At 61.3% G+C, this 24615-nt stretch carries 24 protein-coding genes and 1 pseudogene; 22 read left to right on the top strand and 3 right to left on the bottom strand.

The window, feature by feature from the left end:
* Positions 1-80 precede the first annotated feature (80 nt).
* Both E5J99_RS17735 and E5J99_RS17730 read right to left on the bottom strand, forming a co-directional pair.
* The gene (locus E5J99_RS17735) at positions 81-1388 is read right to left on the bottom strand and encodes an amidohydrolase family protein (protein WP_135499158.1); all 1308 of its coding nucleotides are present in this window, start codon (positions 1386-1388) and stop codon (positions 81-83) included.
* Between the two features lie 121 nt (positions 1389-1509).
* Complete coding sequence (locus E5J99_RS17730) at positions 1510-2421, bottom strand: arginase family protein (protein ID WP_167852199.1); 912 nt, start codon at positions 2419-2421, stop codon at positions 1510-1512.
* A gap of 75 nt (positions 2422-2496) precedes the next feature.
* Here E5J99_RS17730 and E5J99_RS17725 point away from each other — a divergent pair, with 75 nt between their 5' ends.
* From E5J99_RS17725 to E5J99_RS17695, 7 genes are all read left to right on the top strand, one after another.
* A complete protein-coding gene (locus E5J99_RS17725) occupies positions 2497-2955 on the top strand; it encodes a hypothetical protein (RefSeq protein ID WP_135499156.1) in 459 nt (152 codons plus the stop codon).
* A gap of 30 nt (positions 2956-2985) precedes the next feature.
* Positions 2986-3426, top strand: coding sequence for a hypothetical protein (locus E5J99_RS17720; RefSeq protein WP_135499155.1), 441 nt, complete (start codon positions 2986-2988; stop codon positions 3424-3426).
* A gap of 67 nt (positions 3427-3493) precedes the next feature.
* Positions 3494-4357, top strand: coding sequence for an SDR family NAD(P)-dependent oxidoreductase (locus E5J99_RS17715; RefSeq protein ID WP_135499154.1), 864 nt, complete (start codon positions 3494-3496; stop codon positions 4355-4357).
* Between the two features lie 108 nt (positions 4358-4465).
* On the top strand, positions 4466-5200 hold the full coding sequence (locus E5J99_RS17710) for a YebC/PmpR family DNA-binding transcriptional regulator (RefSeq protein WP_135499153.1): 735 nt from the start codon (positions 4466-4468) through the stop codon (positions 5198-5200).
* Between the two features lie 164 nt (positions 5201-5364).
* Positions 5365-6429, top strand: coding sequence for a serine hydrolase domain-containing protein (locus E5J99_RS17705; protein WP_135499152.1), 1065 nt, complete (start codon positions 5365-5367; stop codon positions 6427-6429).
* Positions 6430-6657: 228 nt separating this feature from the next.
* On the top strand, positions 6658-7314 hold the full coding sequence (locus tag E5J99_RS17700) for a pseudouridine synthase (protein ID WP_135499151.1): 657 nt from the start codon (positions 6658-6660) through the stop codon (positions 7312-7314).
* A gap of 92 nt (positions 7315-7406) precedes the next feature.
* A complete protein-coding gene (locus tag E5J99_RS17695; RefSeq protein ID WP_135499150.1) occupies positions 7407-8474 on the top strand; it encodes a proline iminopeptidase-family hydrolase in 1068 nt (355 codons plus the stop codon).
* A 159-nt stretch (positions 8475-8633) separates the two neighbouring features.
* Here E5J99_RS17695 and E5J99_RS17690 read toward each other — a convergent pair whose 3' ends face one another.
* On the bottom strand, positions 8634-9617 hold the full coding sequence (locus E5J99_RS17690) for a hypothetical protein (RefSeq protein ID WP_135499149.1): 984 nt from the start codon (positions 9615-9617) through the stop codon (positions 8634-8636).
* A gap of 420 nt (positions 9618-10037) precedes the next feature.
* On the opposite strand from E5J99_RS17690, the gene E5J99_RS17685 reads away from it, so the two are divergent.
* From E5J99_RS17685 to E5J99_RS17615, 15 genes and pseudogenes are all read left to right on the top strand, one after another.
* On the top strand, positions 10038-10385 hold the full coding sequence (locus tag E5J99_RS17685; protein WP_135499148.1) for a hypothetical protein: 348 nt from the start codon (positions 10038-10040) through the stop codon (positions 10383-10385).
* A gap of 250 nt (positions 10386-10635) precedes the next feature.
* Positions 10636-11736 carry a 23S rRNA pseudouridine(2604) synthase RluF gene (gene rluF / locus E5J99_RS17680; protein ID WP_135499147.1) on the top strand — a complete coding sequence of 367 codons (1101 nt, stop codon included), beginning with the start codon at positions 10636-10638 and terminating at the stop codon, positions 11734-11736.
* 191 nt (positions 11737-11927) lie between these two features.
* Positions 11928-12452: a GNAT family N-acetyltransferase gene (locus E5J99_RS17675; RefSeq protein ID WP_135499146.1), complete on the top strand. Its 525-nt coding sequence runs from the start codon at positions 11928-11930 to the stop codon at positions 12450-12452.
* Between the two features lie 30 nt (positions 12453-12482).
* Positions 12483-12884, top strand: a pseudogene (locus tag E5J99_RS17670) (DUF6855 family protein).
* A gap of 143 nt (positions 12885-13027) precedes the next feature.
* Positions 13028-13273: a Kazal-type serine protease inhibitor family protein gene (locus E5J99_RS17665; protein WP_135499145.1), complete on the top strand. Its 246-nt coding sequence runs from the start codon at positions 13028-13030 to the stop codon at positions 13271-13273.
* A gap of 614 nt (positions 13274-13887) precedes the next feature.
* Complete coding sequence (gene yiaA / locus E5J99_RS17660; protein ID WP_135499144.1) at positions 13888-14322, top strand: inner membrane protein YiaA; 435 nt, start codon at positions 13888-13890, stop codon at positions 14320-14322.
* A gap of 286 nt (positions 14323-14608) precedes the next feature.
* Entirely contained in the window at positions 14609-15604 is a 996-nt protein-coding gene (gene bioB, locus E5J99_RS17655; RefSeq protein WP_135499143.1) for a biotin synthase BioB, read from the top strand.
* A gap of 380 nt (positions 15605-15984) precedes the next feature.
* Positions 15985-16248, top strand: a complete 264-nt coding sequence (locus E5J99_RS17650) for a hypothetical protein (RefSeq protein ID WP_135499142.1) — start codon at positions 15985-15987, stop codon at positions 16246-16248.
* A 23-nt stretch (positions 16249-16271) separates the two neighbouring features.
* The gene (locus tag E5J99_RS17645) at positions 16272-17444 is read left to right on the top strand and encodes an aminotransferase class I/II-fold pyridoxal phosphate-dependent enzyme (RefSeq protein WP_135499141.1); all 1173 of its coding nucleotides are present in this window, start codon (positions 16272-16274) and stop codon (positions 17442-17444) included.
* 153 nt (positions 17445-17597) lie between these two features.
* On the top strand, positions 17598-18140 hold the full coding sequence (locus tag E5J99_RS17640) for a Crp/Fnr family transcriptional regulator (RefSeq protein ID WP_135499140.1): 543 nt from the start codon (positions 17598-17600) through the stop codon (positions 18138-18140).
* Between the two features lie 70 nt (positions 18141-18210).
* Positions 18211-19062 (top strand): acyl-CoA thioester hydrolase/BAAT C-terminal domain-containing protein, encoded by an 852-nt coding sequence (locus tag E5J99_RS17635; RefSeq protein ID WP_135499139.1) that lies wholly within the window; start codon positions 18211-18213, stop codon positions 19060-19062.
* Positions 19063-19101: 39 nt separating this feature from the next.
* Positions 19102-19722 carry a dethiobiotin synthase gene (gene bioD / locus E5J99_RS17630; RefSeq protein ID WP_135499138.1) on the top strand — a complete coding sequence of 207 codons (621 nt, stop codon included), beginning with the start codon at positions 19102-19104 and terminating at the stop codon, positions 19720-19722.
* A gap of 495 nt (positions 19723-20217) precedes the next feature.
* Positions 20218-21561: an adenosylmethionine--8-amino-7-oxononanoate transaminase gene (bioA, locus tag E5J99_RS17625; protein ID WP_135499137.1), complete on the top strand. Its 1344-nt coding sequence runs from the start codon at positions 20218-20220 to the stop codon at positions 21559-21561.
* Entirely contained in the window at positions 21554-22768 is a 1215-nt protein-coding gene (locus E5J99_RS17620; RefSeq protein WP_135499136.1) for a beta-ketoacyl synthase N-terminal-like domain-containing protein, read from the top strand. The genes bioA and E5J99_RS17620 overlap by 8 nt, the downstream gene beginning before the upstream one ends.
* Positions 22769-23252: 484 nt before the next feature.
* On the top strand, positions 23253-24608 hold the full coding sequence (locus E5J99_RS17615; protein ID WP_135499135.1) for a M20/M25/M40 family metallo-hydrolase: 1356 nt from the start codon (positions 23253-23255) through the stop codon (positions 24606-24608).
* Positions 24609-24615 lie beyond the last annotated feature (7 nt).

The following is a 24615-nucleotide window of genomic DNA, read 5'->3' as shown; positions in this document are numbered from 1 at the left end:
TGTCGCCCGCCGTGCGGCCCACGTCCCCGGCTTTGCCCGCCAGGTGCGGCGCCAACAACGCCCACGCGCGGTCACTGATTTCATCTAAACTTTGCACGAACGCAAAGATAATTGTCCGTACAACCTAGTAGCGAGGCTTCGTAGCCCGGCACCAGCCGCCCGATGCGGCGGCCGGGAAAAATGGCCTGGGCCGTGGTTTCGCTCCACAGTCGCAGCAGCATGGCATGATCGAAGACCCCGAGCTCTTCCCAGGCCAACGCCTCCCCCACCGGCGTTTCGCCCCACCAGTCGGCTCCTACCAGCGGCCGCACGCCGTGGCGCACCATGGCCCGCAGCTGCCGCCCCTGAAACGCCCGAAACGCCCGCAGCCGGGCGGAGTCGGCGGGGGCAAAATACGTACTCCCCACCCACACCGTGGGCGTTACGACGATGCCCCGGCGGCCGGCCGCGCGCAGGTCGGCGGCTGTCAGGGCCCCGCTGACCAGCGTGTCGGCGAGGTTGCCGCCGTAGGTGGGCGCGTGCGCGAAGCCATCCACACCCATCTGCACGCCCAGCCGGAAATCATCGGCGGTTTCGATGTGAGCATACACGCGCAGGCCCTTAGCGTGGGCCCGGCGCACGATTTCAGCCGCCACGGCGGGCCGCAGGCCCTGTTCGCCGGGCTTGCCGGAGCGGGGCCGGGTGTCGTATTCGCGGGCGTGCAGCAGGTAAATCTTGAGCACGTCGGGCCGGCCGGCCATGATGTGGGGCCACTTGGCGGCCACGGCGGGCAGGCTGTCCAGAAACCAGTACGCATCGTTTTCCCGCAGGCGACTCCGGGCAATCCGGTTCTGCTGGGTGGCCCACTGACTGGGGTCATACAAGCCCATGGCCCGCGGCTCGTAGGCCATAAACGGGTGGCCCAGCGTGCTGGTAAGACCACCGTGGGCGTATGCCACATCCACGCTTTGCGGCCGGTTCAGAAACGGGCGGGCCTGTTCGGCGCCGGAGCGCGAGTTGGTCAGTACCTGCACGTAGTACACGCCATCGGCCAGGTATTTCCGGATCATTTCGGGCAGCCCGGCGGTGCCGTCGAGCATGTGGTTGTGGGCCTCGGCAAAGGGCGGCACCACCCACTGGCCCCGCAGGTCCACCACGGTATCGACATGCAGCGGCCGGCGGCGCTGGAACAAACCGTTCCGAACGAAGACCGTCCGATCCTTAAACCGCTGCCCGTCAAACCAATGGCCATTGCGCAGCTCCCAGCTCCGGCTCGGGGAATTGGCGCGTACGTAGGCCGCCGGGCGCGGCAGTCGGGCAGCGGCGGGCTGCGCCTGGGAGCCATCCGGCAGCGCGGAAAGCAGCAGGCTGATCAGGAAGAGGAGCAGTGCGGGAGTTACGGATTTCATGGCGGGCAGCTAGGTAGTATGGCCCAAACATACATGACACTACTCCCCCAGCCCAGCCCGTTTCGGCCAGCCGCAGCCCGTGCCGCCGGGTGGCGGCTTCCGCCGTTCAGTAACGCCGGCGCTACTCCCCTATTGCCTTGGCGACGCCCGTCAGATAGGCGGTGATGATGGTGGCAGCCAGCCGGGCGGTCTGGTTGTCGCGGTCGAAAACCGGGTTCAGCTCCACCACCTCAAATAGCCGAACACCTGGCTGTTGCCCGGCCAGAAATGCAGCTTCCGTGGCCTGGCGCGGCGTGAAGCCATCGGTACTCGGAGCCGACACGGCCGGCGCAAACGCTTCGGCGCAGCCGTCGATATCGAAGCTCACGAAGGCGGGGCCGGCAGCCGTGGCCCGGCGCAGCGCCCGCTCCTGAAAGAGCGGCATACCATCCTGCTGCACGTGGGCCAGCGGCACGATGGTCGCGGCGTGCTGATGGAGAAAGTCGATATCCTCTTTGGTGTTGAGGTTGGAGTGCAGGCCGATTTCGGTGAAGCGGCTTCCGGCCAGGATTTCCTCGCGCAGCAGCTTGCCAAAGGGTGTTCCGCTGCTGATAACCGGCTTGTCCTTCACGTCGGCGTGGGCATCGAGGTTGATGCCGCCTACGGGCTGCCCGCCGGTGGCATCGTAGAGGCCGCGCACGGTGCTGTAGGTGCCGTCGTGGCTGCCACCGAGCACGACTACGCGTGGGTAGCGGCGCAGCAGCTCGCCCAGGCGGCGGCGAATGGTTTCGTGGTTCGTGGTGTGGTCGGGGTGGTGCAGGTCGAGGTTGCCGGCATCGGCAATGCGCAGGCGGCTTAGGTCCACGTCGTGCTCCAGATTATAGGTTTTGTGGTAGCGGCGCAGCTCCCTCCGGATGGCATCGGGGGCGTGGGCGGCCCCGGCGCGGCCGCCTTCCAGCACGGTGCCAAAGTCGAGGGGCAGGCCAACGAGGCATACGTCGGCTTCGGGCAGGTCGGCGGCGGGGCGAATCAATTCGCGGAGAAAGGTGGGCATGGCACGAATGTAGCGTGCAGCGCCGAACCATCGTTGAGCCACCGCTTGCCCGGGCGGCATTCCGTATCTTTCGCCATGCGCTACCGTTTGTTTTTCCTTTTTGTGCTGCTGCTCGCGGGCAGCTTTTCCGGGGTTGCCCAACGGGCGCAACCAGCCAAAGCCGCCCCCATCACCCCGCCGGCCACTTCGTTCTTCACCACCTACACCTACCTGAGCTACGCCATCGTGGACCGGGAAACCAAGGCGACGCTTATCCCGGCCCGCGGCGTGGGCGGCACGCTCAGCCTGCACCCCGACGGCACCTTTCAGAAGCGCCTCACGCTGCAGGGCAACGGCGGCACCCTGCACTTCGACCAGGACGGCCGCTTCACCTTCACCGGCTCGGAAATCACCTTCACCTACACCGACGCGAAGGGCCAGCCCCGCATCGACCAGGGCTCGTTTCGCCTCCAACCGGCCGTGCAGCTGCTCACGCTCACGCTGGTAGGCTTCCCGGCCGGCAACCAGGGAATTTACACGCTGCAGGCCCAATAAATTGCGCAACCATCCCCTGAGCTACGGACAATGAAACGCGTGGAGCTTACGCTGCTAACTACCGCAGGCACCCTACTCTTCACGCTGGGTTTTGGCCTATGGATTGATGCCGGGCCAGCCCTGCTGGTGGTCTACCTGGTTCTGATCGTGCTTCTGCCCCCGATCCTGGCGCTCAGTTTATCCGGTAGTGCGTGGCTGGTTCCTGCCTCGGGTAGTGGCCAGCTGCTGGTTGCGGGGTTGCTTAGCCAAGCAGCGCTACTTACCATTTTATGGCTGTTTGCGCCTCGGCCGTCAGGGGCGCTTTCGTTTGGGCTGGGTATAGTGCAGCGGCCTTCATTGGCGGCATTCCTGCTGGTACCCTTCTGGCTGGGGCTGCTGGCAGCGGGCTGGTTGCTGGGAATTTTCAGCGCTCAGAAACCTGGCCAGGAATCCGTTTCGACTACTGGAACGGCCACCGGCCAGCAGCCGTAGCGCTCAGGAAATAGCTGCACGGCGTACTACCGGGCGAAATCAACTGATTCCGGCTAGCTTGCGCTCTATGCAAACTTCCCTTCCGACCCTGCTGATTACGGGCGTTTCGAGCGGCGTGGGCCTGGCCACCGCCCGCGCTTTTCTAAGCCGCGGCTACCGCGTATTCGGCAGCCTACGCACTCCCGCCGACGCGGCCCGCGTGCAAGCCGAGCTGGGCGAGAATTTTGTCCCGCTGCTTTTCGACGTCACCGATGCCGCCGCCATAGCCCGGGCGGTGGCCGAAGTTAGCCGCCAGCTGAACGGGGAGCCGTTGCGCGGGCTCATCAACAACGCCGGCGTGGCTTTCGGCGGGCCGCTCCAGCATCAGCCTATTGCGGTAATACGGCAGCACTTCGAGGTGAACGTGCTGGGGCTGGTGCAGGTCACCCAGGCCTTTTTGCCCTTGCTCGGTGCCCGGCCCAACTTCCGGGGGCAGCCCGGCCGGGTCATCAACATTGGCTCGGTGAGCGGGCAGGTGGCCGCGCCGTTTATGGGCGCTTACGTGGGCACCAAGTTCGCGCTGGAGGGGCTTACAGCTACCTGGCGGCGGGAGCTGCTGCTCTTCGGGGTGCCCATGGTGCTGATTGGGTTGGGCGTAACCCAAACGCCCATCTGGGACAAGGGCATCGACCTGGAGCCGTACCACGCCACGCCCTACTACGGCCCGGCCCAGCGCTTCATCCGCTTCATCAACAAAACCCGCCCCCAGGGCCTGACGCCGGAGTACGTGGCCGGGCGGCTGGTGCAGATTATGGAAACGCCCCGGCCCCGGGTGCGCTACACCATTGTGCCCAACTGGCTGCGTACCTCGCTTATTCCCCGGCTGCTGCCCGCCCGCTGGCTCGATCAGCTGATGGGCCGCGGGCTTGGCCTGCTGCCGCCGCGCCGGTAGCGGCGCGGCGTTGCGCCCGGCCAGGCTTTCTGCTAACTTGCAGCCCTTTCGGCCCCCACCTCCCCGAAACCAGGCAAGAAGTACCAATAACTAAGCACTACACGACGAATGGGAAGAGCATTTGAATTCCGTAAAGGCCGCAAAATGAAGCGCTGGGACAAGATGTCCAAAGATTTCACCCGTATCGGCCGCGAAATCGTGATGGCCGTGAAGGAAGGCGGCACCAACCCGGATGCCAACTCCCGCCTGCGCACGGCCATGCAGAACGCCAAAGGCGTGAACATGCCCAAGGACCGCGTGGAATCGGCTATTAAGCGAGCCAGCAGCAAGGAGGAAAAAGACTATCAGGAAGTGGTGTACGAAGGCTACGCGCCCCATGGCGTGGCCGTGGTTATCGAAACGGCTACCGATAACCCCACCCGCACCGTGGCCAACGTGCGCATGTACTTCAACCGGGGCAACGGGGCCCTGGGCACCGCCGGCTCCTCCGACTACACCTTCACTCGCAAGGGCGTGTTTCGCCTGGCCGCCGAAGGGCTGAACCTCGACGAGCTGGAGCTGGAGCTGATTGACGCCGGTGCCGAAGACGTGTACGCCGACCAGGAAGAGGACGAGCACGGCACGGTTAAGGACTTCATCGTGGTCGAAACCGCCTTCACCGACTTCGGCCAGATGCAGCGGGCCCTGGAAGAAAAGTACCTCAACGTGGTGTCGGCCCAGCTGCAGCGCGTGCCCAATACCACTGTGAGCCTCGATGGCGACGAGCTGGAAGAGGTGATGAACCTGATTGAGAAGTTCGAAGAGGACGACGACGTGCAGGCCGTGTACCATACACTGGGCTAAGCAGCTGATTCGCCGGATTTTTTGGCTTGCGCGGATGCCGCTCCGGCGCAAGCCACTCCGAAACGCGGGCCGCTCCGGTTGGGGCGGCCCGCTTGCATAGAGTACTCTTTATAGTTATTGACACACTGATTCCCTTATCTCAAAAAAGTAAGCACCCTGATAAAATGAAGCTATTCCTACCCGTGCTATTGCTGCTCATTGGCTTCAGCTCCGTTGCCCAGCAAGCTGAAGTAGCGGCCCTGCTTAAGAAGGAAAACGTGACAGGGATGCAGCTGGTGTACAGCAAAAAAGGCGAAACGCTGGTCTACAGCCTGGGCCTGCGCAAAGCCGGCACTACCCAAGCCGTTGATGCCCGCACTACCTTCCAGGCCGCGTCCCTGGGCAAAGTAGTGCTGGCCTACACCGCGCTACGCCTCCACGACCAAGGCCTGCTGAACTTGGACAAGCCCCTGCTAGCGTACTACCCTTACCCGCGCCTGCAGGGGGAGCCCCACGCCGACAAAATAACGGCCCGCATGGTGCTAGGGCATACGACCGGCTTGCCCAACTGGGCGGGCTACCCGCTGGCGGAGAGCTGGAAAACGTCTGCTTTGCACCTGAGCTACGCGCCCGACAGCTGCTGGAGCTACTCGGGCGAAGGCTACGTTTTTCTGCAGAAAACCCTGGAACACCTGACCGGCAAGTCGTTTGAAAAGCTGGCCCAGGAGCACGTATTCGGGCCGCTGCAGATGAAAAACACCAGCTTCACCTGGCAACCCCGATTCGAGGCTAATGCGGCTTTCGGCCACGACAAAACCGGCAAAACCACCGAAATAAAGCGCTTCAAAGAGCCCAACGGCGGTTTTAGCTTGCTCACCACGGCCACCGACTACAACCGTTTTTTGCAGGCTCTCATCAGTGGTAAGGGCCTGAAGCCCGCTACTGCCAAGCTGCTCGTCACGCCCGCCAACGCGGCCAACCGCTGCACCACGCCCCCTACTGCGGCCGACGCGAACATTGCCTGGGCCAGCGGCGTGGGCCTAGCCACCACCAGCCACGGCCCGGCCCAATGGCACTGGGGCGACAACGGCGACTTTCGCGGCTTTTTCATGACTTTCCCGGATACTAAAGAAAGCCTGCTTTTTCTCACCAACAGCGCCAACGGTCTTCAACTCACCGACGAACTACTGCGCTTGTTCGTCGGCGCCGGCCAGTACCAGGCCATGCAGTGGCTGGCCGAGGAAAAGTAGAAACGCATCTTTGTGTCTCAATCGTGGCCTCTGTATTAGGTCTGCAAAAGCAGTAGCGCGAACTTTGTAGTTCACGTGCCAGAACGATAACCGTTGAATGGCAGGCGATACACGAACTACCACCGAAGAGTAGCGGAGCTACAGTACGTGCCAGCCCCCAACGACCAGACGCGAATACGCGTCTCTACATGCCCGGTTGCGCCTGCAACCGAAGCCAACACCTGTGTCATGATTGAAGAGCCAATACCAATACCCACATCCGAACCCGAAGCCGACCTCATCCACCGTCACTTTATGGTGCACAAGCCCTACGGCTACCTGAGTCAGTTTGTGTGCGAGCTGAAAAAGAAAAAGCTGCTGGGCCTGCTCCACGATTTTCCGGCCGGCACCATGTCCATCGGCCGCCTCGACGAAGCCAGTGAAGGCCTGCTGCTGCTCACCACCGACGGCAAAACCAGTGAGTTGATTCGGGACAAGAAAATCGAAAAGGAATACTATGCCCAGGTCGATGGCCTCATCACCGACGAAGCCGTGGAGCAGCTGCGGCAGGGCGTGGAAATAGGGCTGCACGGGGGCAAATACCAAACGCTGCCCTGCCAGGCGTTTCGGCTCGAAGCCGCCCCCACCTTCGGCGACCGGGGCCGCAAAATCCGCGACGACCGGCACGGGCCCACCAGCTGGGTGTCCATCATCGTGACGGAGGGCAAATTCCGGCAGGTGCGCAAGATGACGGCCGCCGTGGGCTTCGCCACGCTACGCCTGGTGCGGGTGCGCATCGGCGGCATCGAGCTGGGCGATTTGGCGGCGGGTGACGTGCGGGAAGTAGAAAGCTTCTTCCCGCTGGCCGCCGAGCGGCGGGCCCTGATGGCAGCCACCGCCCAGTAGGCTACGCGGCTTTTGGGAAGGCCAGATTTATGGGTAGGTTTAAAGCCCGGCGCGTTTTCCGGCTGTATTCCATTCTCCTTCCGCCCTGTGCCATGCTGAAAAAACTACTCGGTTCCGTCCTGTTGCTGGCCGGCCTCGGCACCGCTGCCTGCACGTCAGAAACCAAAAATGAAGCTGGGGCAACGGCTACCGCATCAGCTGACACCTACTTCCAAAGCACGGAAGAAGGCGTGCAGGATGGCGGCGTGCGCGTCATCCCGATTACGACGGCCAAAGGCACCTTCAACGTCTGGACCAAGCGTTTCGGCAACAACCCCACCATCAAAGTGCTGCTGCTCAATGGCGGCCCTGGTGCCACGCACGAGTATTTCGAGTGCCTGGAGAATTTCCTGCCGCAGGCAGGCATCGAGTTTATCTACTACGACCAGCTCGGCTGCGGCAACTCCGACAACCCCAAAGACACGGCCCTCTGGAGCCTGCCGCGCTACGTGGAAGAAGTGGAGCAGGTGCGCAAAGCCCTGAACCTGAGCAAGGATAATTTTTATCTGCTGGGCCATTCCTGGGGCGGTATTCTGGCCGCCGAATACGCCTTCAAGTACCAGCAGAACCTGAAGGGACTCATCATTTCCAACATGATGATGAGCTGCCCGGCCTATGGCACCTACGCGCAGGAAGTATTGGCCAAGCAAATGAAGCCGGCAGTACTGGCCGAGGTGCGGCAGATTGAGGCCCGAAAAGACTTCGCCAACCCGCGCTACATGGAGCTGCTGATGCCAAACTTCTACGCCGAGCACATCTGCCGGATTCCGCTCGACAAGTGGCCCGAGCCGGTAACGCGCTCCTTCGCCAAAATGAACCAGTCGCTCTACGTCACGATGCAGGGCCCCAGCGAGTTTGGCGTGGCCGGCAAACTAGTAAACTGGGACCGGGTGGCCGACCTGCCCAAGCTCACAGTCCCAGTGCTCAGCATCGGCGGCAAATACGACACCATGGACCCCGAACACATGCGCATGGTAGCCCAAAAGGTGCAAAACGGCACCGCCCTCATCTGCCCCAACGGCAGCCACATGAGCTTTTATGATGATCAGCAAACCTACATGAGCGGCCTTATCAAATTCCTAAAAGGTGTGGACCAGGGCGAGGAGAAGGTGCGGCTGTAGAGCGGCCGCTCGTGCAGATGTCTTTTCTCATTCCACCTACCCAGCAAGGAAGCAACACTTGCTTTCAGTGCTGCTACGCACACGAAAGGCCCCTTCTCCACTAGAGAAGGGGCCTTTCGTGTGCGTAGCAATTGCCTTACTGCCACTAGTAGTACTCGTTTACAGTGAGGTTCTAGCAGTAGCTCCTTTGTAAACAGCCGTATGAGTCGAGTTACTTTCTTCGATAGTGAAGGCAACGCCCAGCCCACCCAGCCAAGCCAATGTCTTGCTGGTGCTCGACGTGTTGCTGTCGTTAGAACTACCACTCACGGGTATAGCAAATGGTTGGCCTGTACCGCGCACTCTGGAATTACCTTCTACTGCCAAATAGGAAGCATCGTTACACAGCCACCCAGCAAAGCGGGATCTATATTCATACTTAGTGCGCACGCCATGAGAAGCATATACGGCGTAGGTTACATTCCACTGCTCAGCTACCATGCGCGTTTCACGGCTGTTCCACGTCTTGGGCATCGCTCGGTTGTTGACATCGGAGTACACGTTACGGGTATACCAGCCGTAGAAATTACCCGTGCGTTGCGCCGTAGAAGGCTCTTTTACTATTTCGCTTTTAGCGTCTTCAGAAACATATTTAAATTCGATGGGAATATGTTTTACTTCCGGATCGTTCCAGCTATGTTTTATTAAAATATCTTCCCGCTCTGCCGGAAATATCAGCTCCTCATACTGATTAACTTTATGAATCTCTTGGCCAACCTGAAAAACACCGTCTGCATTTAGTACTGCAGCAAATTTTTCATCAGGCACTCCTAAAAGTTTGCCCTGAGAAATCAGGTACTGTACCGTACCCTCTTCCCGCTCCTCCATATCAAACTCTTTGTAGTGTTCTACAAGGGAGGTAACACCGTTTTCAGAATCCCACTTCACAAGTGATTGATGATCTAGTGCCTGCAGCCCTTTCATGGTCTCCAAGAATTGATCTTCGCTTTCAAAAACCAAGCGTCCATTAGCGGTACTTGTGCCCTCATAAAGAGCAGAGGAAGTATTAGCTTTTTGGGACGAGGCTGGATTTACGGGCGCTTTTTCGCAGCTGAGTAGGCCCAGACCCATAGCCAACAAGAGGTATTTAGAATTATGTTTCATCAGTTAATTGAGGTAATAAAAGAAGTAGGTTTGATTTTTAAAAACCATGTATGACACAAGCAGTTAGCTACTTCTCACACATGTTGCTTTTATTTACTACTTACTACTTTTAATGTATTAAGCAGTGCTATAGGAAAGGGCCCTTTCAACAAGCTGCCGGCAAGATTGTCAGAGAAACTGGTGGCAGCTATTTTTTTACACCAACAGTGCTTTGGACTGGACCAACACTAATTTTCCCTAAAGAGGAGTTTCCGGCCAAAAGCATCCTTAAGCCGCTGTTGATCTGCTTGGCTATCTTCACCCCAATCATTGCCCTGCTCGTGTACTCGATTTCCAACGAGTAGCTAGTTTCCCCAGTGCCACTGCGGCTTTGCGCCCTGTTGGGCGCTGCTACTTTCTACTTATCTGCCGCCTCACCCCGTGCCCGTCCCCTACCGCACCCTCTTCTTCCTCGACAACGCCACCACCAGCATTGTGGAAATCAAGCGCCTCGACCTGCCCACCGAGCAGGACCCCGGGTTGCTCTACCACTGGCTCTTGTTCGATAAAGCCACTCAGAACATCATCAAGCTCGAATTTCTGTCCATGAACTCCCTGCCGCAAGTCGAGGAGCGGGAGTTTGCGCAGGGCAGCCTGCGCTTCGACCCGCAGACGGGAGCCTACACCAGCGCTACCACCGGCCAAACCCAGCAGCTCGCCGCCAGCCGCCACACCGCGCTGCCCCAGCCCCTGGCCCAGGCCGCAGAAGGATATTTGCAGGCGTTATAACAGGAGCTACTTTCAGCAAAGGGCCCGCTCAACCAGAGTTGGGCACAGGAACTGTTGTGCGGGAGCATTATGACGCTCTCTGGCCTTACGGGCCACACCGCCCGAAGCAACACCCGCGCTGCGTTCTGCGACGGCAGCCCAATACGCCGCGCCACCGCGCCGCGCCACCCGAACTGCCACCTAGCTTCTGTGTAACTTGCGGCCTTGCTCGCGCCATTTGCGGGTGTTTCATCTCCTTGCCTCCTGCCTCATGCCCAGTTCCGATTCTACCCGCCTCAACAAATACATCAGCGAAAGCGGCGTCTGCTCCCGCCGCGAGGCCGATAAGTTCATCGAGCAGGGCAACGTGTTCGTGAACGGCAAGCGCGCCAGCATCGGCGACCAGGTGACCCGCAAAGACAAGGTTATCGTGAACGGAGCCCTTATCGAGCCCCGCGCCGAGGAAGATGCCATCTACATTGCTTTCAACAAGCCGCCGGGCATTACCAGCACCACCGAAACCAGCGTCAAGGACAACATCATCCGCTACATCAAGCACAGTGAGCGGATTTTCCCCATCGGCCGCCTCGACAAAGACTCCCAGGGCCTGATTCTGCTGACCAGCAACGGCGACATCGTCAACAAGATCCTGCGCGCCGGCAATAAGCACGAGAAGGAGTACATCGTGATGGTCGACAAGCCCATCCGGGAAGAATTTATCGAAGGCATGCGCGGCGGCGTGTCCATCATGGGCATCATGACCCAGAAGTGCGAGGTCAAAAAAGAAACCAACTACATCTTCCGCATCACCCTGATTCAGGGCATGAACCGCCAGATCCGCAAGATGTGCGAAGCCTTCGGCTACGAAGTAGTGCAGCTGGAGCGCATCCGCGTGATGAACATCACCCTCAAGGGTATCGGCGTGGGCGACTGGCGCGAGCTAACCGAAAAGGAGCTGGCCGGCATCCTGGAAATGACCAAAAACTCGTCGGGCACCAAGGAAGCCTCCCTGCCCAAGCGCCGCGCCCCCGTGGTGAAGCAGCTGGGCTGGGACGTGAAAGGCCCGCGCATGGCCGAGGAAGGCGCTTTCGAGCAGCCCGCCCGCCCACCGCGCGCCTCCAGAGCCGGCGGCGCCGCCAAGCCCGCCCCTCGCAAAGCCGCTCCCGGCAAGGCGGCCGCTCCGAAAGGCAAGTTCAAAGCCAAATCGGCCCCCGACCCGGATTACTTCGACGGCAAGCCCGTCAAGCCCACCAAAAAAGCGGCGGCCAAAGCGGCCCGACCCAGCGTGGCCGGTGGCAAGCTCAGGCCCGCCGCCAAAACCCTGAACCGGGCCCCCAAAGGCAATGCTGGCCGCCGTGGCGGCAGCCGGTAGGGCCCCTTACGTGTACTCTACTACAGCCCGTCCTGCTGAGCGCCACTTCAGCAGGACGGGCTGTAGTAGGTAAGAGCATGGTTGAGAATTGGCAAAAAACATTTTGTGTTATGCTTCATCTGGCTTCCGGCAGTCGAAGCAGGGCGGAAATGCGTTTTTGCAACATTTTAACTACCCTCTAAAACCCTGCTATGGAAATATTCGCTGAAACGGAGCGCCTGCTGCTGCGCGAAATTCTGCCCACGGATGCTGATGGTCTGTTCGCCCTAAACTCGGACCCCGAAGTGCTGCGCTACCTGGGCGCCGAGCCCATCAGGACCATCGAGGAAAGCCGGGCGCAGGTCGACTTTATCCGGCAGCAATACCTCGCTAACGGTATCGGGCGCTGGGCCGTGGTCGAAAAGCAAACTAATGCCTTCATCGGCTGGTCGGGCCTGAAGCTGGTGGCCGGCCCCACCAACGGCCACTCGAATTACCACGATCTGGGCTACCGTTTTGTCCGGCAGTACTGGGGTCGGGGCTACGCCACCGAGGCCGCCCACGCCGCCCTCCGCTACGGCTTCGACACACTTCGCCTGCCCGCTATTTACGCCGTGGCCGACGTTGAAAATACCGCCTCCAACCAAGTACTGCAGAAAGTCGGGCTGCAATTCATCGAAACCTTTGCTTTGGAAGGAGTGCCGCACAACTGGTACGAATTGCGGCGGCGGCACTAATTCGCCCTCCCGCTTTTCCGCGTTACACCCATGCAAGAAGGCACCACAGAAAATCCCTGGCAGCTGAAAACGCCCTCCGGCACGGCCGCCTACACCATGCACCGCGAGCAGAAAGACGGCCGCGACCTGTTGGTGTGCACGGTCGGCAAAACGGTGCTGCACTACGACCACCGCGCCCTACACGACTTGTACGCTATGCTGAAAGCCCACAGCGACTGGCTACCACTGGGCAGCGCCGACGAGCAGAAACCGGCCGCCGCCGGCACGGTGGAAGCCGGGGGCCGGGCCGCTGACAACCCCATTGGAGGCTGATATGGGTTGAAAAAGGGCTTTTGGAGCCGCCTTGGCATGTCTATTCCGCCCCTGATGGAAGCGCTGGGGTTGGCAGAAGTTGAGCACAACGCCAAAAACAACCGGATGCGCGCTATGTGAGGAGCCTGGCAGCCAGAAGCGCAGACAGCGTGGGCGAGGGCCCGAAATAGCATGTCACAATTAGAGATACTATGGCCTGGTATCGGGCCACGATTTTGGTTACTATTGCGCTATCCATCCACTTCATTAGCTTTCATCGATATATGAAGCAATTAGCCGTTTTTGCCCTGCTCCTCTTCGCCGGAGCCTCCTGCTCCAAGGAAAATGCCGCTCCTGAGTCCGTAAAGGCCCAGACCAGCGCCAGCGCCAAAGGGGATAATATCAACTGCCCCGACGTGTACGCCCCCGTGTGTGCCAATGGCGTGACGTACCCTAATGCTTGCTACGCCGGCAAAGCCGGTGTCACAATTTACACCCAGGGAGCCTGCGGCGGCGACGGCGAAATCTAAGCGCCGCCGGACTTGACTACAGCATGAAACGCCGAGACGCATTGTTGCGTCTCGGCGTTTCTGTTTCGTAGTATGCGGTATTGACTTCGTTTCACAATGAAATGCCAGTATCTGCTCCCAGCAGGCTTGCCCTTACGGCAGTACACTCTACAGATCCATAAAACCTGTTTTTCCCTGAACGCCAATGGTCCAGAGTAGCCAAAGCTACCGTGGACCATTGGCGTTCAGGGAAAAACAGGTTTTGAAGTAGAAGAGTCCTACTCCAGGCTGTGTGGACAGCAAGTAAAAAGAACGTCCTGTCGAGCAGCGCGAGACATCTCGCGTGCTGAAGTTGCAGTAGTAAATCATGTTACCATGGCACGCGAGATGTCTCGCGCTGCTCGACAGGACGTTCTGGAAAGAGAAAGGCAAAATACCTCCCAAAGCGCTACTGGCCACGCAGCCTGGGCACAACGGAGTCGTGGACAAGGCCTCTGTCAGGCGCTCGGGTAATATATTAAGCCCGACGCCGCTGGTCAAGCCTATACCAATGCTGCAAACTCATGACTAGGTTTGAGCAGCCGGGCAGGGATGCTCAGCGCCATATTCTCCTAGCCTTTCCTTCGCTTTTTTCTATGATTCAGAAACCTTCCAATGCGTTTGTCGGGGCCTCCTGGGTGGCGCTGCTGGCCGGTATGGTGGCCTACAACATAGGCCTGTGGAACGCGACGATGCAGCTCAATGAGAAAGGCTACTACTTCACAATTTTGCTCTACGGCCTCTTCGCCGCCGTGAGCCTACAGAAAACCGTGCGCGACCAGCTGGAAGGCATTCCGGTGACCAACATCTATTACGGCCTGTGCTGGTTTGCGACCCTCTCGGCCGTGCTGCTGCTGAGCGTAGGCTTGTGGAATGCGGGGCTGACCTTGAGTGAGAAAGGCTTTTATGCTATGTCGTTTATGCTAAGCCTGTTTGCCGCCATTGCCGTGCAGAAAAACACGCGCGACAGCCGCCTGGTTGGTAATGAGCCAACCACGGCGTCCGAGCCGCCCTTCAACAACCTGAGCTAGCCCACAGCGGTAAAGCCACTGGCCGGTGGGCGGGGCAGACGGCCGGAAGTGAGGCAGCAGGAGGCAGTAGTTGCTCCCGGTTGGGGCGGTTGCGGGAGGAGCAATGGGCGGCTGCGGGCCGGAAATTCACCCCGGGCCAGGTCAGAATTTTCGTCTTCCGCAGAGCTGGGGCGCAGATAATCGGCTTCTCGCGTAACTTGCGCACCTAAGCCTACCTTTCACCGTGCCGGCAGTCTTCCCTTCCAGGCCACGACTCGCCTTCTTCCCCCCACCGAACTTTCCCGCCATGCTCCGTACCGACTGGACCCTCGACGAAGTTAAAGCCATTTATTACCAGCCCGTGCTGGAGCTCGTAGCCCAGGCCGCCGAGGTACACAAGCAGCACCAAGCCACCGGCGAAGTGCAGGTGTGCACGCTACTGAGCGTAAAAACCGGCGGCTGCCCCGAAGACTGCGCCTACTGCCCCCAGGCCGCCCGCTACCACACCGGTGTGCAGGCCCACAAGCTGCTGCCCGATGCCGAGGTGATTTCGGCCGCGCAGCGCGCCAAAGATTCGGGCTCCACGCGCTTTTGCATGGGGGCCGCCTGGCGCGAAATCCGCGACAACCGCGACTTCGACCGGGTGCTGGGCATGGTGGAGCAAGTGAATGAGCTGGGGCTGGAAGTGTGCTGTACGCTGGGCATGCTGAACGAATACCAGGCCGAGCGCCTCAAGCAGGCCGGCCTCTACGCCTACAACCACAACCTCGACACCAGCGCCGAGCACTACGCCGAAATCATCACCACGCGCACCTACGACGACCGGCTGAACACGCTGGAGCACGTGCGCAAAGCCGGTATTTCGGTGTGCTCGGGCGGCATTATCGGCCTCGGCGAAACCGATGAGGACCGCGTAGCCATGCTCCTCACGCTGGCCACGCTGCCGGCCCACCCCGAGTCGGTGCCGGTGAATGCGCTGGTGCCGGTGGAAGGCACGCCCCTGGCCGAGCAGCCCCGCGTGAGCGTGTGGGAAATGCTGCGCATGATTGCCACGGCCCGTATTCTGATGCCCGGCACGATGGTACGCCTCTCGGCCGGCCGCCAGGAAATGCCCGTTAGCGAGCAGGCGCTGTGCTTCCTGGCTGGTGCCAACTCCATTTTCAGCGGCGAGAAGCTCCTGACCACGCCCAACCCCGACTTCGACGCCGACCGGCAGATGTTTGCGGTGCTGGGCCTCAAACCCCGCAAAGCCTTCAAAGACGTGCCCGTAGGCGCTACCGTGCTAGGCAAGGAGCTTGCATAGCATAATAAAAACGTCATTCTTACCAGGCAGTGTGGACAGCAAGTAAAAAGAACGTCATGTCGAGCAGCGCGAGACATCTCGCGTGCAGTAGTAAATCATGTTACTAGGGCACGCGAGATGTCTCGCGCTGCTCGACATGACGTTCCAGAAAGGCAAAATGCCCTCCAAAGCGCTACTGTCCACACAGCCAGAACGTCCTGTCGAACATTCTGCGCTTCAAGCAGAGAGGAGACATCTCGCGTGCTGAGGTTGCCAACCTAATCCGTTCTGCTTCATCGCCTTTTCCCAACAACCTCAGCACGCGAGATTCCTCGCAAGCTCGGAATGACGTTCTTTTGGAATGACGTTCCATTTGTCGTAATCACCCTTCTTGCTCTTCTATGGATATCACCTTTGACCTCAATCTGGACCACACCTACGCCGAAGAATTGCGCCAGCAGCACGGCTCGCTCAAAGCCCAGGAGGTAATTTCGGAATTGGAAGACCAGATTGGGTCGGCCATCAACCTGGTGTTTCAGCGCACGCAGGTGTTGCCCGGCGTCGGCGACCGGGTGGAAGTTGATTCGGAGTGGGTGGTTGTCAACAGCCGGGGCTTTGGGCAGGATGGCACCATTTGGCTGTCGGTGAAGCGCTTCGTGGCTTAACCAGATATTTTTCCCTCGCTCCGATGCCTTCTGACTCCGCCCTGCTTCACCGCCTTGCCCAGCACCTGCTGCTGCGCGAGGCGGCGGGCACCCGGCGGCAGCTAACCCTGCCCCAGCCGGGCCGCGTCGATTTCAGCTCCAACGACTACCTCGGCCTCGCGCACTCCGGGGCAGTACAAGCAGCGGTGCAGCAGGCCTTGCAACAGGATAATTTGCCAGCTGGCAGTACCGGCAGCCGCCTGCTCACCGGCAACTCCGCCGCCGCCGAAGCCCTGGAAACCCACCTGGCGAAGTTCCACCGTGCCGAAGCAGCGTTGCTGTTTAACTCCGGTTACACCGCTAATCTGGGCTTTTTCAGTGCTGTGCCGCAGCGCGGCGACACGATTCTCTACGACGAAGCCAGCCACGCCTCCGTGAAAGATGGCATCCGAGGCTCCTTCGCCACGGCCTGGAGCTTCCGCCACAACGACCTGGCCGACCTGCGCCGCAAGCTGGCCCGCGCCACCGGCAGCGTGTTCGTGGCCGTGGAGGCCCTCTACTCGATGGATGGCGACGTGGCCCCGCTGCCGGAGCTGGCCGCGTTGTGCCGGGAACAGGGCCTGTATCTGGTGGTAGATGAGGCCCACACCAACGGCCTCTACGGTGCCCACGGCGAAGGCCTGGTAGCCGCGCTGGGGCTGGAAGACGCGGTATTTGCCCGCATCCTCACCTTCGGCAAAGCCCTCGGCAGCCAGGGCGCGGCGGTGGCCGGCCCCGCCGTATTGCGCGACTACCTGCTCAGTTTCAGCCGGCCCTTCATCTACACCACGGCCCTGCCGCCCCTCACCGTGGCCGCCCTCACGGCGGCCTACGCGCTGCTGCCCGCGCTGCAACCGGCCCGGCAGCAGCTGTTCGCCCTTTCCGATTCCCTCAAAGACCGCCTCAACGCGGTGCCGGGCCTGCGCGTGCCATCGGCCAGCCACGTCATTCACCCGGTATTTTTCACCGCCAGCCCCGGCCCCGCCCACGTCCGGGCAGTGGCCGCCGCCGCCCAGCAAGCCGGCTTCGATGTGCGCGCCATCGTGGCCCCCACCGTGCCGGCCGGCACCGAGCGGCTCCGCCTGATTGTGCATTCGTATAATACGGAGGCCGAAATTGCGGGGCTGGCGGGGGTGTTCGAACGGGCGGGGACCGACACAACCCTATCTGACCAGTAGAAGCTGACCAGCGAGGCGCACCTTTGCCGCTCTTACTCCATCGTGCCCATCCGTTATCGTTCAAGATAAAGGCGCAGGGATGCGGCCCCACCTATTGCTTACCGAATCCTCACCGTTGTGCCTATGCTTGCCGCCGACACCTTGCTTCCGCACATGGAACAATACATCCGCATTTCAGAAGCGTTGCGGGAGGCGCTGCTGAACCGGGTGCGGGTGGCCAGCTATGGCAAGGGCCAGCTGCTGCACGACGCCCGGCACGTGTGTACCCGCAGCGACTTCGTTCAGCGGGGCCTGGTGCGGCTCTACTACCTGCGCGACGGGGAAAAGATAACCGAGTATTTCAGCGCCGAAGGCGAGTGGGTGAATTCGCCCAACAGCTTCATCAAGCGCCTGCCCGACATCTACTACCTGGAGGCGCTGGAGCCGACGCATACCCTGAGCCTGCAGGTACAGGACCTGGGCTACCTCTTCGATACTTTTCCGGAAATGGAGCGCTACGCCCGGCTCTCGATGGGCTCGGTATTTGGCCACCTGATGGACCGCATCACGTCGCTGCGCTTCACTTCGGCCAAGGAGAAATACGCGCATTTCTGCGACACCCACCACGATATCCTGCCCCGCCTGCCACTGGGCATGGTGGCTTCCTACTTGGGCATCACGCAGGAAACCCTGAGCCGGGTTCGGGCCGGGCGCTGAGAATTTGATCTGCATCAAAGAGGTTGAGGCCAATCGCGGCTAACCTTTGCAGAAACCAACCCCTTCTGCTATGCGCCACCTCCTCCTTTCCCTCACGCTGTTCCTGGGTGTACTACTGACGGCAGCCTCCGCGGCCACGGCCCAGATCGATCTAAAAACGCCTGGTGCCCAGAGCCTGCTCTATGTGGGTTCCGGTCGGCACCAACCCCTGCTGGTCGGGCTGGGTGGCTCGGAAGGTGGCAATGCCTGGGCCAGCAAACACTGGCAGCCCACCCGCGACCAGCTGGTGGCCGACGGCTACGCCTTCCTGGCCCTGGGCTATTTCGAGGCCCAAGGCACCCCGCTCCTGCTGGACCGGATTTCGCTCGATACGGTGTACGCGGCCATTAAAGCCGCCACGCGACACCCACAAATAAATGGCCGGAAAATAGCGCTGGTGGGAGGTTCGCGCGGGGCCGACCTGGCGCTGCTGCTGGCCAGCCGCTACCCCGACATCCAGTGTGTGGTGAGCATTGTGGGAAGCCACGTGGCGTTTCCGGGAAACACCAACCACTTCACTACATCGGCGTGGTCGTACCGGGGGCAGCCCCTACCGTTTGTGCCCGTGAATGAAGCGGCGGTACCGTTCCTGATAAAAGGCGACTTGCGGGCCACCTTTGCGGCCATGCTCACGGACACGGCGGCAGTGCGGCAGTCTCGTATCCCGGTCGAAAATATCCGGGGAGCGGTGCTGCTGGTATCGGCGACCCAGGATGAGGTATGTCCCTCTACCCCCATGGCTGAACAGATGCTGGCCCAGCTAACGCGCGCGGGCTTCCGCTACCCCAGGAAGCACCTGGCTATTGCGGGCGGGCATGCCGAGCCGCTTAAGCATTTTGATAAGATAATTCGCTTTCTGCACACGAACTTTCCGGCTCACTAGGCGGCTTCCGCCCTTTCTCTACCCCCATCCTCCCCCCTTTTGGAACGACTCTTCATCACCGGTATCGGCACCGACGTCGGCAAAACCCTCATATCGGCCATTCTCACCGAGGCCCTGCACGCCGACTACTGGAAGCCCGTGCAGGCCGGCCTCACGCCCACCACCGACGCGGCCACCGTGCGCGGCCTCGTGCAGAACTCCGTCAGCCGCTTCTGGCCCGAGCGGCACCGGCTGCTACTGCCGGCTTCGCCCCACGCCGCCGCCGCCGCCGAGGGCATTACGCTGCACCCCACCGATTTTCAGCTGCCCGCCACCGATAACCACCTGCTGGTAGAAGGCGCGGGCGGCCTGCTGGTGCCCCTGGCTCCCGGCTTCCTGCTAGCCGACCTGGCCCAGCAATTCGCGCTTGACGTGGTGGTGGTATCGCGGCACTACCTGGGCAGCATCAACCACACGCTGCTCACGCTGGAAGCCCTGCAACGGCGCGGCCTGCGGGTGCGCGGCCTGGTGTTCAACGGCGAGCCGAATCCGGCCACGGAGGACTTCATTACCCAACATACCGGCGTGCCCATCATGCCCCGCGTGCGGCCGGAAACGGAAGTAACCCCGGCCGTGGTGAGCCGCTACGCCGCTGCGTTCCGGGCCTGGTTTGGGTTATAGACTTACTCCCAAAGCAGGCCGTAAGTAAGCATATCGTTCTGGCATGCGCCTCACCCCCTGACCCCCTCTCCGAAAAGGAGAGGGGACACCGGATTAGCTTCGACCGTTTGGCTCCCCCTCTCCTCTTTGGAGAGGGGGCCGGGGGGTGAGGCGACCCGGTCGCGCCGTTTGCACGGTTACTCACAGCTGATCATTGAAGTCTGATTACCGTTGCGGTAGAGATGCTTCGGCTTCGCTCAGCATAACGTTCACGTTTCGTTGTTCTGTATTCCGCCACACGGCTATTGGCTCCGGAGTTCGTCAAAACAGCGCTGCGAACCTCTGCGGAAATCTCTGCGCCCTCTGCGGAAACCGTCGTCTGCCACGCCGGAACCATCGCCTGCAACACCGGAACCATGGCCTGCCACGCCGGAACCATCGCCTGCAACACCGGAACCGCCGTGCGACCCGCTGGTTGTAGCTTTGTCCCGGCCGACACTTCCGGCTCCACCTACAATGCCTACGCTTCCCGATTCCACTCTTTCCCTGGCCGAGCGCGACCACGCCGTGCTCTGGCACCCCTACACCCAGATGCAAACCGCCCCGCTGCCCATCCCAATTGTGCGGGGCGAGGGCTCGTGGCTCATTGCCGAAGACGGCACCCGCTACCTCGACGGTATTTCGTCGTGGTGGGTGAACCTGCACGGGCACGCCCACCCGCACATTGCGGCCCGTGTGAGCGAGCAGCTGCGCACCCTGGAGCACGTACTGTTTGCCGGCTTCACCCACCCCACGGCCGTAGAGCTGGCCGAGCAGCTGCTGGCCCTGCTGCCCGCCAGCCAAGCCCGCGTATTCTACTCCGACAATGGCTCGACGGCCGTAGAAGTGGCCCTGAAAATGGTGCTGCAATACTTCCACAACCAGGGCCAGCCCGAGCGCCGCACCTTCCTGTGCTTCCGTGACTCCTACCACGGCGACACCTTCGGGGCCATGGCCGTGAGCAGCCGCGGCGCCTTCACCCAGCCCTTCTGGCCGCTGCTGTTTGATGTGGAGTTCCTGGAGGTGCCGGTGCCGGGCCGCGAAGCCGAAGTGCTGGCCCAGCTGGATGCGCTGCTGACCCGCCCCGATGTGGCCGGCTTCATCTTCGAGCCGCTGGTGCTGGGCACGGCCGGCATGGTGATGTATGAGCCGGCGGTATTGAGCGAGATGCTGCGCCGCTGCCACCACCACGGCGTGCTGGCTATTTCCGATGAGGTAATGACCGGTTTCGGGCGCACCGGGCCGCTGTTTGCCAGCAGCCTGCTCACTGAGCAGCCCGATATGATGTGCTTTTCCAAAGGCCTCACCGGCGGCACGCTGGCCATGGGCCTTACCACCTGCGCCGCGCCCATCTACGAGGCGTTTCTGAGTCAGGACAAGATGCGCGCTCTGTTTCACGGCCACTCCTACACCGCCAACCCCGTGGCCTGCGCCGCCGCCCTGGCCAGCCTGGAGCTGACGCGGGCCGACGAATGCACCCGGCAGCGGCAGCAGATGGAGGCCGCCCACGCCGCTTTCCGCCAGGAAACCGAGGGGCAGCCGGGCATTCGGGCGGTGCGGCACCGGGGCACTATTCTGGCCGTGGAATACGACCCCGGCGAGGGCACCAGCTACTTCAGCCGCCTGCGCGACGCCTTCTACCAGCTCGCCCTCGACCACCACGTAGTGCTGCGCCCCCTGGGCAACGTGGTCTATCTGCTACCGCCCTACTGCACCACGCCCGCCGAGCTGGAGCTGCTCTACGCCGTGCTGCGCCGTATGCGGGCGTTGGTGCTCGACTTCACGCCTGCCGCCAACCTGCCCGAAATCCTGCATGACTAGCGCCGCTTCCGACGACCTGATTATCATTCGCGGCCGGGGTCGGGTTTCCGCTTTGGGCGAGTCTTTGCTAATGGCTGAGGCAGCAGAATCCCCGTTTCAGTCGCGCCGGCTGGGGCCGCACACGCTGGCCGTGGGCAGCCTGCCGGCGGCGGCAGAAACGGCACTAACCGATTTGCGCCGCAACTACGCGCCCTACCGCCAGCTCGACCGCACGGTGCTGCTGGCCGTGCTGGCCGCCCGCCAGGCTACCGCGCAGGCCGGCTGGCTGCCCCAGGATTCGGCCGCTCTGGGCGTCAGCATCGGCTCATCCAGGGGCGCGACGGGGCGGCTGGAGCAGTTTCACGCAGGCTTTCTGGCCGACGGAACCGTGGCCGCCGCCGCGTCGCCGCTCACTACGCTGGGCAACGTGGCCAGCTGGGTAGCCTACGACGCGGGTACTACGGGCGGGGCGGCGCTCAGCCACTCCAGCACGTGCAGCAGCGCGTTTCAGGCCCTGGGCAATGCCGTGGCGTGGCTGCGGGCAGGCATGGCCGGGCGGTTTCTGGCCGGGGGCACCGAGGCTCCGCTCACCGATTTCACCTTGGCCCAGATGCAGGCGCTGGGCATTTATTCGCCCTTTGCCCCCGCCGACTTCCCTTGCCGACCAGGCGCGGGCAAGCCATCCACGTTCGTGCTGGGTGAGGGCGCGGCCATGTTTGCGCTGGAAAAAATCAGCCGACAGGCACTGGCACAGGAGCAGGCCGCGCACCCAACCGCAGCCCCGGTTTTTTGCCTGGAAGGCGTGGGCTTTGGCTTCGAGGCCATCGGCAGCAAAACCGGCCTCTCCGCCGATGGCCAGCACTTCCAGATGGCTATGCGGGCGGCGCTGCGCATGGCGGGCGGCACTATAGCGGATGTAGACGCGCTGGTGCTGCACAGCCCCGGCACGCCCGCCGGCGACGCGGCGGAGCGGCAGGCCATACAGGCGGTTTTTGGGCACAAGCAACCCGATTTGGTGTCGAACAAATGGCTGCTGGGCCACACGCTGGGCGCATCGGCGGCCTTGAGCCTCGACTTCGCCTGCCAGCTGCTGACTACCCAACGCTGGCCCACGGCCCCGTTTGCTACCGATTTGGCGGTGGCCCCGTCCCGCCCTATTCGGCGCGTATTGGTCAACGCGGCCGGTTTTGGAGGCAACGCGGCCAGCGTATTGGTGTCGGTGGGGTGAGGAAAGGGTTTTTCAGCTAGCTCCGTTGTTTGCACTGTCATCCTGAGTAAAGCGAAGGACCTTCCTCTTCTTACCCACTGGAGATTCTACCAACGTGCTGTAGCTCTTTACCGTCGGCACAACAGGAAGCTTTTGCGCATTGAATGAAGTTTATCATTCAGGTGAGAAAAGTCCTTCGCAAGCTCAGGATGGCAGATAAAACACTAGACTTGTTCCTCAATAAGAAATCGGTTGTTTTCCAAGCGGTATTTGAGACCAGAAACTTTGGCTTCTCAAGGAGCAACCCCATACTGGCTTAGTCAGCCAAAAAAACTTTCCGATTGCCAAAAGCAGCGAAAATTTTCAGCCATTTCTTATTCGGGAATAAGCCTCCAGAATAAACAACGCCCTTTTGCCTTTTTTCGCCTGTTTTCCGCTTACTCTCCCGTAATTTCCGCACCGAATCTTCCCCGCGACTATTTCGCGCTTTCCTTTTCCTTGTCTTATGAATTTACGTTTCGCGCTGCTGCTGTCGGCTGGTATGGTTCCGGCTCGTCTTTTCGCCCAGAACACGACTGCTCCCGACCCCGCCATCAAGCAGATGGTGGAGGCTGTTTCGGCTAAAAACCTGGAAGAAGACATCCGCAAAATGGTGTCGTTTGGCACGCGCCACACCCTGAGCGACACCAAGAGCAAAAAGCGCGGCATTGGGGCGGCCCGGGTGTGGGTCGAGCAGGAGTTCCGCAAGTATGCCAAGGCCAGCGGCGGCCGCCTGAAAGTGGAACAGGACACCTTCCTGGTGAAGCCCGACGGCCGCCGCATCAACCAGCCCGTTATCATGGCCAACGTTATGGCCACGCTGCCCGGCACCGACCCGGCCGATACGCGCGTTTTCATCGTGAGCGGCCACCTCGACTCGCGGGTGACGGACGTGATGAACGCCACGGCCGACGCGCCGGGTGCCAACGACGACGCTTCGGGCGTGGCGCTGGTGATGGAAATGGCCCGGGTAATGTCGCAGAAGCAGTATCCGTGCACGCTCATTTTCGTGGCTGTGCAGGGTGAAGAGCAAGGCCTGTATGGCTCGACGCACATGGCCAAGCGCGCCAAGAAAGAGGGCTGGAACCTGGTTGGGATGCTCAACAACGACATCGTGGGCAACTCGAAAGGCTTTGACCCCGAGATTTCCGACAATAAGCACATTCGAATTTTCAGCGAGGGCGTGCCGGCCACCGAAACCGCCGACGAGGCCCGATTGCGCCGCACCCTGAGCAGCGAAAACGACTCGCCCAGCCGCCAACTGGCCCGCTACAGCAAAATTGCCTGCGAGCAGTATGTCAACGACTTCGGCGTGCTGCTGGAGTACCGCCCCGACCGGTTTCTGCGCGGCGGCGACCACACGCCCTTCAACCAGCAGGGCTTTACGGCGGTGCGCTTCACGGAGGTGAACGAGAACTTCAACCACCAGCACCAGGACCTGCGCACCGAAAACGGCCTGCAATACGGCGACCTGCCCGAGTTTGTGGACTACGAGTACCTGCGCAAGAACACGGGCGTAAACCTGGCCACGATGGCCAGCCTGGCCCTGGCCCCCGGCTCGCCCGAAAACGTAGGCGTGCTCACGGCCAACCTCACCAACCGCACCCAGCTGAAGTGGGACGCGCCCAAAGTGGGCGAAAAACCCGCCAGCTACGTGGTACTGATGCGCGAAACCACTTCCCCGGTATGGCAGCAGCGCTTCCCGGTCACGACCAACGCGGCCGATTTGCCGCACAGCAAAGACAACTTCATCTTCGGCGTGGCCTCCGTGGATGCCGAAGGCCACGAGAGCCTGCCTGTGCTACCGAAGCCAGTGCGGTAAAGCCTCT

Origin of the sequence: Hymenobacter elongatus, assembly GCF_004745955.1 — a bacterium.
Lineage (GTDB): Bacteria > Bacteroidota > Bacteroidia > Cytophagales > Hymenobacteraceae > Hymenobacter > Hymenobacter elongatus.
Note: the sequence above shows the minus strand (reverse complement) of the source record. Positions and strands in the feature narration are given on the sequence as shown.

Bases quoted from the DNA above. Each gene is read 5' to 3' on its own strand.
- E5J99_RS17665 (WP_135499145.1), top strand. From the start codon at position 13,028: ATGAAGCAATTAGCCGTTTTTGCCCTGCTCCTCTTCGCCGGAGCCTCC.
- E5J99_RS17615 (WP_135499135.1), top strand. From the start codon at position 23,253: ATGAATTTACGTTTCGCGCTGCTGCTGTCGGCTGGTATGGTTCCGGCT.
- E5J99_RS17635 (WP_135499139.1), top strand. From the start codon at position 18,211: ATGCGCCACCTCCTCCTTTCCCTCACGCTGTTCCTGGGTGTACTACTG.
- E5J99_RS17700 (WP_135499151.1), top strand. From the start codon at position 6,658: ATGATTGAAGAGCCAATACCAATACCCACATCCGAACCCGAAGCCGAC.
- yiaA (WP_135499144.1), top strand. From the start codon at position 13,888: ATGATTCAGAAACCTTCCAATGCGTTTGTCGGGGCCTCCTGGGTGGCG.
- E5J99_RS17620 (WP_135499136.1), top strand. From the start codon at position 21,554: ATGACTAGCGCCGCTTCCGACGACCTGATTATCATTCGCGGCCGGGGT.
- bioB (WP_135499143.1), top strand. From the start codon at position 14,609: ATGCTCCGTACCGACTGGACCCTCGACGAAGTTAAAGCCATTTATTAC.
- E5J99_RS17645 (WP_135499141.1), top strand. From the start codon at position 16,272: ATGCCTTCTGACTCCGCCCTGCTTCACCGCCTTGCCCAGCACCTGCTG.
- E5J99_RS17735 (WP_135499158.1), bottom strand. From the start codon at position 1,388: ATGAAATCCGTAACTCCCGCACTGCTCCTCTTCCTGATCAGCCTGCTG.
- E5J99_RS17675 (WP_135499146.1), top strand. From the start codon at position 11,928: ATGGAAATATTCGCTGAAACGGAGCGCCTGCTGCTGCGCGAAATTCTG.
- E5J99_RS17690 (WP_135499149.1), bottom strand. From the start codon at position 9,617: ATGAAACATAATTCTAAATACCTCTTGTTGGCTATGGGTCTGGGCCTA.
- E5J99_RS17650 (WP_135499142.1), top strand. From the start codon at position 15,985: ATGGATATCACCTTTGACCTCAATCTGGACCACACCTACGCCGAAGAA.
- E5J99_RS17730 (WP_167852199.1), bottom strand. From the start codon at position 2,421: ATGCCCACCTTTCTCCGCGAATTGATTCGCCCCGCCGCCGACCTGCCC.
- rluF (WP_135499147.1), top strand. From the start codon at position 10,636: ATGCCCAGTTCCGATTCTACCCGCCTCAACAAATACATCAGCGAAAGC.
- E5J99_RS17640 (WP_135499140.1), top strand. From the start codon at position 17,598: ATGGAACAATACATCCGCATTTCAGAAGCGTTGCGGGAGGCGCTGCTG.
- E5J99_RS17720 (WP_135499155.1), top strand. From the start codon at position 2,986: ATGAAACGCGTGGAGCTTACGCTGCTAACTACCGCAGGCACCCTACTC.
- E5J99_RS17705 (WP_135499152.1), top strand. From the start codon at position 5,365: ATGAAGCTATTCCTACCCGTGCTATTGCTGCTCATTGGCTTCAGCTCC.
- E5J99_RS17725 (WP_135499156.1), top strand. From the start codon at position 2,497: ATGCGCTACCGTTTGTTTTTCCTTTTTGTGCTGCTGCTCGCGGGCAGC.
- E5J99_RS17715 (WP_135499154.1), top strand. From the start codon at position 3,494: ATGCAAACTTCCCTTCCGACCCTGCTGATTACGGGCGTTTCGAGCGGC.
- E5J99_RS17710 (WP_135499153.1), top strand. From the start codon at position 4,466: ATGGGAAGAGCATTTGAATTCCGTAAAGGCCGCAAAATGAAGCGCTGG.
- E5J99_RS17695 (WP_135499150.1), top strand. From the start codon at position 7,407: ATGCTGAAAAAACTACTCGGTTCCGTCCTGTTGCTGGCCGGCCTCGGC.
- bioA (WP_135499137.1), top strand. From the start codon at position 20,218: ATGCCTACGCTTCCCGATTCCACTCTTTCCCTGGCCGAGCGCGACCAC.